The 374-nt window shown below is 36.6% G+C and carries 1 protein-coding gene; it reads left to right on the top strand.

What is annotated here, in order from left to right:
* The coding region (locus ACE01P_RS24435; RefSeq protein WP_379701670.1) for an AMP-binding protein at positions 1-374 on the top strand (374 nt) is incomplete at both ends.

The following is a 374-nucleotide window of genomic DNA, read 5'->3' on the forward strand; positions in this document are numbered from 1 at the left end:
TTGAAGAGCAAGCAGATAGAACTCCAAACAATATAGCGGTTGTGTTTGAAGGCAAGGAGCTGACTTATAAAGAAATCGACGATTTATCTACCCAGTTGTCATATAGTCTGCAGAATGACTATAATATATTGAAAGGGGACATGATCGGTGTTCAGTTAGAGAGAAGCGAGTGGTCGATTATTTCTATTCTCGGGATCATGAAGTCTGGAGGTGTTTACGTTCCTATAGATTCGGAATTGCCGGTTAAGCGTAAAGCTTTTATGGTAAAAGATGCTGATTTAAAGTTATTAATAACAGAGACTTCTTTTATCCTTGATTTGGATTTTTACGAAGGAAATGTTTTTTCTATTGATGTAGAATTTGATCCGTCAGCA

It is taken from the genome of Flavobacterium sp. HJSW_4, assembly GCF_042436695.1.
Lineage (GTDB): Bacteria > Bacteroidota > Bacteroidia > Flavobacteriales > Flavobacteriaceae > Flavobacterium.